5 protein-coding genes are annotated in these 7453 nt (G+C 74.8%); 3 read left to right on the top strand and 2 right to left on the bottom strand.

Going from position 1 to position 7453, the window contains the following annotated elements:
- Positions 1-55: 55 nt before the first annotated feature.
- Entirely contained in the window at positions 56-604 is a 549-nt protein-coding gene (locus ACFUVW_RS17945) for a TetR/AcrR family transcriptional regulator (protein ID WP_430572668.1), read from the bottom strand.
- A gap of 266 nt (positions 605-870) precedes the next feature.
- On the opposite strand from ACFUVW_RS17945, the gene ACFUVW_RS17940 reads away from it, so the two are divergent.
- Both ACFUVW_RS17940 and ACFUVW_RS17935 read left to right on the top strand, forming a co-directional pair.
- A complete protein-coding gene (locus tag ACFUVW_RS17940; RefSeq protein WP_430572667.1) occupies positions 871-3771 on the top strand; it encodes an efflux RND transporter permease subunit in 2901 nt (966 codons plus the stop codon).
- Positions 3768-6053 (top strand): YhgE/Pip family protein, encoded by a 2286-nt coding sequence (locus ACFUVW_RS17935; protein WP_430572666.1) that lies wholly within the window; start codon positions 3768-3770, stop codon positions 6051-6053. Before ACFUVW_RS17940 ends, ACFUVW_RS17935 begins: the two co-directional genes overlap by 4 nt.
- Positions 6054-6067: 14 nt before the next feature.
- On the opposite strand, the gene ACFUVW_RS17930 is transcribed toward ACFUVW_RS17935, so the two are convergent.
- On the bottom strand, positions 6068-6271 hold the full coding sequence (locus ACFUVW_RS17930; RefSeq protein ID WP_430572665.1) for a hypothetical protein: 204 nt from the start codon (positions 6269-6271) through the stop codon (positions 6068-6070).
- A gap of 70 nt (positions 6272-6341) precedes the next feature.
- Between ACFUVW_RS17930 and ACFUVW_RS17925 the strand changes: the two genes are divergently transcribed.
- Entirely contained in the window at positions 6342-7367 is a 1026-nt protein-coding gene (locus ACFUVW_RS17925; RefSeq protein ID WP_430572664.1) for a hypothetical protein, read from the top strand.
- The last annotated feature ends 86 nt before the right edge of the window (positions 7368-7453 follow it).

Raw genomic sequence — 7453 nt, 5'->3', positions numbered from 1 at the left:
CCGCGAAACAGGGCCACGATCCCACCCACAACGGTCGTCCGGCGGCGGGCGGGATTCAGGCGGGCGCGACGATGAGGTCCACGAGGACCTCGAGCATCGCGCTGGCGTCCTTGCGGGCGGACTCGGCGGGGAGCATCGCGGCGCGCTGGCCGGCCTCGTGCGCGCCGAGCAGCAGGTCGATGGCGACGTGCTCGTCGACGGCGAAGCGCAGGCCGAGGGCGGACATGACGCGGTTGAGCGCGGCGATCATCTCCCCGCGGAGCACCTGCTGCTGGTCCACGTACCGCTGCGCGATCTGCGGGTCCCGCAGCGCGAGCAGCTCGAACTCGAGCTCCATGACGCACCACGAGGCCTTCGCTGCCTGGTCGGGCAGCACCGACGCGATGACCTCGCGCACGGTGGCACGGAACCCCTCCGGCGTCTGCAGGGCCGCCGGGTCGACGGTGGTCACCGCGCGCTCGAGGGCGCCCAGGTGGCCGCGCGCCTCGCGCTCCGTGAGCGCGAGGAACAGCTCCTCCTTGCTCGCGAAGTTCGAGTAGAAGGCGCCGCGGGTGAATCCCGCGGCCTCGCACACGGCCTCGATCGACGCGGCCTGCACGCCCACCTGCGCGAACACCTCGAAGGCGGCGTCGAGCAGGCGCTCGCGGGTGCGCTCGCGCCGGGGCGAGCGGCCGGGGCCGACCGTAGCCTCGTCGGGAGTCGCGCTCTCGGTGGTCAGGGGGTCCTCCTCGGGATGCTGCCGGTACCGGCCCGGTGCGGGCGCCGTGCCCGGCCGGCCCCACTCTAGCCAATACGGCGACGTATCGGATACGTTCGTGCATCGGATACAGTGACGTATCGAACCCCTGCTCCGTCGTCCCGGGAGAGCCTGTGTCCTCCGTCCTGTACTCCCTCGGCCGTTGGGCCGCCCGGGCCCGGCGGCTCGTCGTCATCGGCTGGGTGCTGGTGCTCGCCGTCGTCGGCGGCGCGGCCGGCCTGCTCTACCAGGGCTTCGACAACTCCGTGACCATCCCGGGCACCGAGTCGCAGGACGCGCTCGACAGCCTGTCCGCCACGTTCCCGCAGGTCAGCGGGTCCTCCGCGCAGATCATCGTCGTCGCGCCCGACGGCTCCACGATCGACGACGACGCGATGCGCGGACCCATCGAGGACACGGTCGACGACCTCGGCGAGCTCGACCAGGTCGCTGCCGTCACCTCCCCGTACGACGACCAGATGGCCGCGTCGGTCAACGACGACGAGACGGCCACGCTGCTGACGATCCAGCTCGACGGCGACCAGTCCGTCATCACGGAGGACACCAAGGACGCGCTGCGCACCGCGAGCGACGACCTTGCCGCCGCGCTGCCGGCCGGCTCCCAGGCGAGCCTCGGCGGCGAGCTGTTCAGCGTCGAGTTCCCGCACCTGAGCATCATCGAGGCGATCGGCGTGGTGGTCGCGCTCGTCGTCCTCATCATCACGCTCGGCTCGTTCGTGGCGGCCGGCCTGCCGCTGGTCAACGCGCTCCTGGGCGTGGGCGTGTCGATGCTCCTGCTGCTCACGGCCACGGTGTTCGGCCCGATCAACTCCACGACGCCGATGCTCGGCCTCATGCTCGGCCTGGCGGTGGGCATCGACTACGCGCTGTTCATCGTGTCCCGGCACCGCGAGCAGCTCGCCGCCGGGCTCGGGGTCGACGAGTCGATCGCACGCGCCACCGCGACGGCGGGCTCGGCCGTCATCTTCGCCGGCCTCACCGTGATGATCGCCCTGGTGGGCCTCGGCGTCGCGGGCATCCCGTTCCTCACCGTCATGGGCGTCGCCGCCGCCGTGGCCGTCGGCATCGCCGTCCTCGTCTCGCTCACGCTGCTGCCCGCGCTGCTGTCGCTCGCCGGGGAGCGGCTGCGGCCGCGCGCCCCGCGCTCCGCCCGCAAGCCGAAGGGGAAGGCCAAGCGTGCCGCCGCGCCGGCCGACGGCGTCCACCACAACCGGTTCTTCGACGGCTGGGTGCGCGGCGCCACCCGCTTCCCGCTCCTGACGATCGTGCTCATCGTGGGCGCCATCGCTGCCCTCGCCTGGCCGGCCACGAACCTGCGCCTCGCGCTGCCGGACGCCGGCACGCTGCCGGAGGACAACAGCGCCCGCGTCACCTACGACCTGGTGGGCCAGGAGTTCGGCGAGGGCTTCAACGGCCCGCTCATCGTCACCGGCTCGATCGTCACCAGCAACGACCCCGTGACGCTCATGGACGAGCTGGGCGACGAGATCGCCGACCTGCCCGGCGTCGCCGACGTCCCGCTGTCGACGCCGAACCCGTCCGCCGACACGGGCATCGTCCAGGTGGTCCCGGAGGGCGGGCCGACGTCGCAGGAGACCAAGGACCTCGTGAGCGAGATCCGGGACCACCACGACCACTACCTGGAGAAGTACGGCGTCGACCTGTCGGTCACCGGCTTCGCCGCGGTCGGCATCGACGTCTCCGACAAGCTCGGCGCCGCGCTGCTGCCGTTCGGCCTCGTCGTCGTGGGCCTCTCGCTCGTGCTGCTGACCATGGTGTTCCGCTCGATCTGGGTGCCGATCAAGGCCTCGCTCGGCTACCTGCTGTCGGTCGGCGCGGCCTTCGGCGTGGTGACGCTCGTGTTCGAGAACGGCGTGCTCGCGGAGGCCCTCAACGTCACCAAGCTGGGCCCCGTGATCAGCTTCATGCCGATCATCCTCATGGGCGTGCTGTTCGGGCTGGCGATGGACTACGAGGTCTTCCTCGTCTCCCGCATCCGGGAGGACTACGTGCACGGCGGCGACGCCCGCCGCGCCGTGCGCACCGGCTTCCTCGGCTCGGCCAAGGTGGTCACGGCCGCGGCGGTGATCATGTTCGCCGTCTTCGTCGCGTTCGTGCCCGAGGGCGACATGACGCTCAAACCCATCGCGCTCGGTCTCGCCGTCGGCGTGCTCGTGGACGCGTTCGTCGTGCGCATGACGCTCGTGCCCGCCGTCCTCGCGCTGCTCGGCGAGCGGGCCTGGCACATGCCGCGCTGGCTCGACCGCATCCTGCCCACGTTCGACGTCGAGGGCGAGGGCCTCACGAAGGAGCTGCGGCTCGCGTCGTGGCCGGAGCCCGACGACACGGACGCCGTGGCCGCGCGCGACCTCGAGGTCGCCGGGCCCGACGGCAGCGACGCCCCCGTCGTGGGGCCGGTCAGCGTGCGCGTGCCCGACGGCGGCGCGCTCTGCGTGCACGGCGACGCCGCGGCCCCGGTGTCGGCGCTGCTGCTCGCCCTCGCCGGGCGCATGTCGCCCGACGCCGGCGCGGTCAAGGTGACCGGCCTGGTGCTGCCCGAGCGCGCGATGACGGTGCGCGGCCGCGTCGCCGTCGTCGACGCCCTCGCCGAGCACGGCCGCCCCGCCGCGACGGTCGACGCCGCGGTGCGCGACGGCGCGCGGGTCGTGGTCGTGGACCGCACCGACGCCGTCGCCGACCGCCCCGCCCGCGAGGCGCTCGCCGGCGCGCTCGCCCGGGCGCAGCGCGGCGGGACGGCGGTGCTGCTGGGCGCCAGCGGCGTCTCGGCGACCGACCTGCTCGACGACGGCACCGGCCGGGAGGTCGCCGTCCTCGACGTCGGCGCCGGCTGGGGCGCGCCGAGCGTGCTCACCGGGGCGGACGTGCCGCCGCCCGCGCCGGGCGACGAGCACACCCCCGCGCCGGCGGAGGCCGAAGGCCGCGGGGCGGACGCGACCGACGAGATCGACAACCCCATCGAGGGTGACACCCACGTGCAGGAGGTGCGGGCATGACCGCCCCGACCATCGCCACCCGGACGCGCCGCGACCCCTGGCGCATCGCCGCCGTCGCGCTGCTGCCGATCATGGTGCTCGGGCTGCTGCTCGCCGCGCTGTGGAACCCGCAGGACCGGCTCGACCAGGTGCCGGCCGCCATCGTCAACCTCGACGAGCCGGTCGAGGTCCAGGGCCAGACCGTGCCGCTGGGCCGCCAGCTCGCGTCCGGGCTGGTCAGCGGCGGCGAGACCGCCGAGGGGGCGAAGGCCGCCCGGCCCGCCGACGACGCGACCAACTTCGACTGGACGATCACCGACGAGGACTCGGCCGCCGACGGCCTCGCCGACGGCACCTACGCCGCCGTCGTGACCATCCCGGAGGGCTTCTCCGCGGCCGCCACGTCCTACGGCAACGACGATCCGTCCGAGGCCCGGCAGGCCACCATCGACGTCAGCACCCCGCCCGGCGGCCGCGTGGCGGACGACGCGCTCGCCCGCGTCGTCGCCGCCACCGCGACGTCCGTCATGTCCAGCACGCTCACCGAGACGTACGTCGACAACGTGCTCGTGGGCTTCAACGACCTCTCCGACGGCATCGGGCAGGCGCAGGACGGCGCCGTGCAGCTCGCCGACGGCGCGGGCCAGACGCAGGACGGCGCCGACCAGCTGGCCGACGGGGCGGGGCAGCTCGCCGACGGCGCGGACGAGGCGGCCGACGGCGCGGGCCAGCTCGCGGACGGGGCGGGCCAGCTCGCCGACGGCGCCTCCACCGCCGCGTCCGGCGCGTCGGGCGTCGCGTCCGGCGCGTCGGGACTGGCGGACGGCGCGGGACAGCTGTCCTCGGGCGCCTCGCAGGTGGCCGACGGCGCGCGCGGCATCGCCGGCGGCATCGGCGAGAGCGCGGCAGGCGCCGACGACCTGGCGAAGGGCGGCGACGACCTCGCCGCCGGTGCCCAGCGCATGGCGACCGAGGTCAGGCCGCTCGCGGACGGCCTGGCGGACGCCGAAGCAGCCGTTCCGTCGGCCGACGAGTTGTCGTCCGCCTTGACGGAGGCGAACGCGGCGACCGAGGCCGCCTTCGCCCGGGCCTTCACCGATCTCGGCTGCGCTGCCGACGCGAAGGCGCCGGGGTGTGCGCAGTTGGTGGAACTGCAGGACGCGCTCGGTGCCGGCGGGCTGGGCGACCTGACCAAGAAGCTCCGCGACGGGCGCGCAAAGCTCGCCGCGGCCGCCGAAGGCGCTCAGGGCCTGGTCACAGGTCTCGAGGGCCTGTCTGCCGGGGCCGCGGGCCTGGCGGACGGCAACCGCGACCTGGCCAAGGGCCTGCGCGAGCTCCAGGGTGGGGCGTCGCAGGTTGCGGACGGCGCGGACGGCGTCGCGTCCGGTGCGGGCGAGCTGTCGGGCGGCGCGGACCAGCTGGCCACCGGGGCGTCCCAGCTCTCGAGCGGGGTCGGCCAGCTCGCCACGGGTGCGTCGGGCGTGGCGTCGGGCGCGACGGACCTGTCGTCGGGTGTGGGGCAGCTCGCGTCGGGCAACGCGGACCTCGCCACCGGGGCCGGCGACCTGGCGGGCGGCGTCGGCCAGCTGGCGTCGGGCGCGGACGACCTGGCCTCCGGCCTCGACGACGCGACGAGCCAGATCCCGACGTACACGGACGACGAGCGTCAGACGCTCGCGTCGGTGGTCGCGGAGCCGGTGGCGGCGCCGTCGGCGTCCGGCATCAGCACGGGAGCGTCGGGCCCGCTGTTCGCGGTCGTGGCGCTGTGGCTGGGCGCGCTGGCCCTCATGACGGTGTTCCCGCCGGTCGTGGCGCGGGCCCTCGGCTCCACACGCGACTCGGTGCGCCTGGCGCTGTCGGCGTTCTGGCTGCCGGCCGCCGTCGGCGCGGGCACGGGCGCGCTGGTCAGCGTGATCCTCGCGGCGGTCGAGAAGCTCGACGCCGGCGGCTGGGTCGGGGCGATCCTCGTGGGCGCCGTCGCGTCCGTGGCGTTCGTCGCCGTGCACCAGGGCTTCCTCGGCTGGCTCGGCAACCTGGGGCGCGGGATCAGCCTGCTGATCGCCGTCCTGCTCATCGCGACGGGCGTCGTCGCGACCGTGCCCGCCGCGCTGCAGGGGCTGGTCGACGCGCTGCCGATCGGCGCCGCGCGCGACGCCCTGACGGCGGTCGTGGTGCCCGCGGCCGGCGGCCTCGGGATGGGCGTCACGCTGCTCGTGCTCTGGGGCCTCGGCGGACTGGCGCTCGCGGCGCTCGTCACCGCGCGCGGTCGCCGGCTCGGCGTGCGGCGGCTGCTGCGCGCCTGATCAGCGGCGCGGGCTCAGCAGAGAGACTCCGCGCAGCGCGCGGCGGCGCGCTGCCACCGCAGCACGAGGAGGGCGTCGGCGCGCCGGCGTGCGGCGTTGCCCAGGTGGGCGACCTGGCGGTGCTCGAGGAGGGCGTCCAGGTCGTGGTCGAGGGCCCAGGCGAGGGCGCGTCGGACGTCGTCGAAGTCGGGCGCGAGCAGGGATGGTGCGGGTCTCACGAGGGGAGGGATGTCCGACTCGCCGGTTTGTGACATCGAGTGTGTCACCGGCCTGCACCAGACTCGCCGCATGGACCTCACCCAGGCGCGCGAGACCAAGGCACAGCTCAGCGACTTCGCCCGTGACCTGGCCGAACAGCACGGGGTGCCGGCCAGCCCGTACGCGGTCGGCGACGACGCGACCCCCGCCGACGTGGTCCGCGCACCCACGCTCTCGCTGGGCCTCGCGCCCCGGGGCGACGGGGAGTACGGCATCGCGGTGCGGTACCGGCTCGGGGTCCCGACCGCGCGGTCGTTCGTGCGCAAGCTGGCCGCCGAGGCGGGGGACGCCGTCGACGTCCGTCGCACCGGGCGTATCCGGACGCTCGGCGCGCAGGTCCGCCCGCCGGTCGCCACGGCCCGCGCGCTCGGGGAGACCGACCGGGTGCGGCCGCTGCGCCCCGGGGTCTCCATCGCCCACGTGGACGTCACCGCGGGCACGCTCGGCGCGTTCGTGGTCAAGGCGGACGACGCCGGGCGGTACGTGCTGTCCAACTTCCACGTGCTCGCGGGGTCGCCGTCCGCGCAGGTGGGCGATGTCGTGGTGCAGCCGGGCCCGGCCGACGGCGGCCGAGCGCCCGAGGACCGGGTGGGCACCCTCGCGCAGGTGGTGCCGCTGATGCCGGGCGAGCCGGCCACGGTGGACGCCGCGCTCGCTCTCCTGGACGACGGGATCGAGATCGACCCGACGTACCCGGTGGGCGCGGTGACCACCACGGCCGTCGCGGCGGGCGGCGAGGCGGTGGCGAAGATCGGTCGCACGACGGCGCACACGCAGGGCCGGGTCACGGCCATCGAGATGGACGACGTCGTCGTCGGGTACGGCGACGAGCTCGGCGCCCTGTCCTTCGACAACCAGATCGAGGTGGAGGGCACCGGCGGCACGTTCTCGCGCGGCGGCGACTCCGGCTCGCTCGTCTACCGCGAGGACGGCGTCGCGCTCGGCCTGCTCTTCGCCGGCTCGGAGACGGGCGGGGCCGACGGGACGGGGCTGACCTACTGCAACCCCGTCGACGCCGTCCTCGAGGCCCTGGGCATCACCCTCGCGCCGAGGTAGTGCAGGATCTGCCGAGGTAGTTCGAAAACTGCCGAGGTAGTTCGAGTCTCGCGAGGTAGTGAACTACCTCGCGGCCCGGCGCACTT

Origin of the sequence: Isoptericola sp. NPDC057391 (genome assembly GCF_042668085.1) — a bacterium.
Lineage (GTDB): Bacteria > Actinomycetota > Actinomycetes > Actinomycetales > Cellulomonadaceae > Isoptericola.
The sequence above is the reverse complement of the archived record's forward strand: the minus strand, read 5'-3'. Positions and strand labels throughout refer to the sequence as shown.

Excerpts from the sequence above, each read along its gene's own strand:
- ACFUVW_RS17925 (WP_430572664.1), top strand. The coding sequence starts at position 6,342 with ATGGACCTCACCCAGGCGCGCGAGACCAAGGCACAGCTCAGCGACTTC.
- ACFUVW_RS17935 (WP_430572666.1), top strand. The coding sequence starts at position 3,768 with ATGACCGCCCCGACCATCGCCACCCGGACGCGCCGCGACCCCTGGCGC.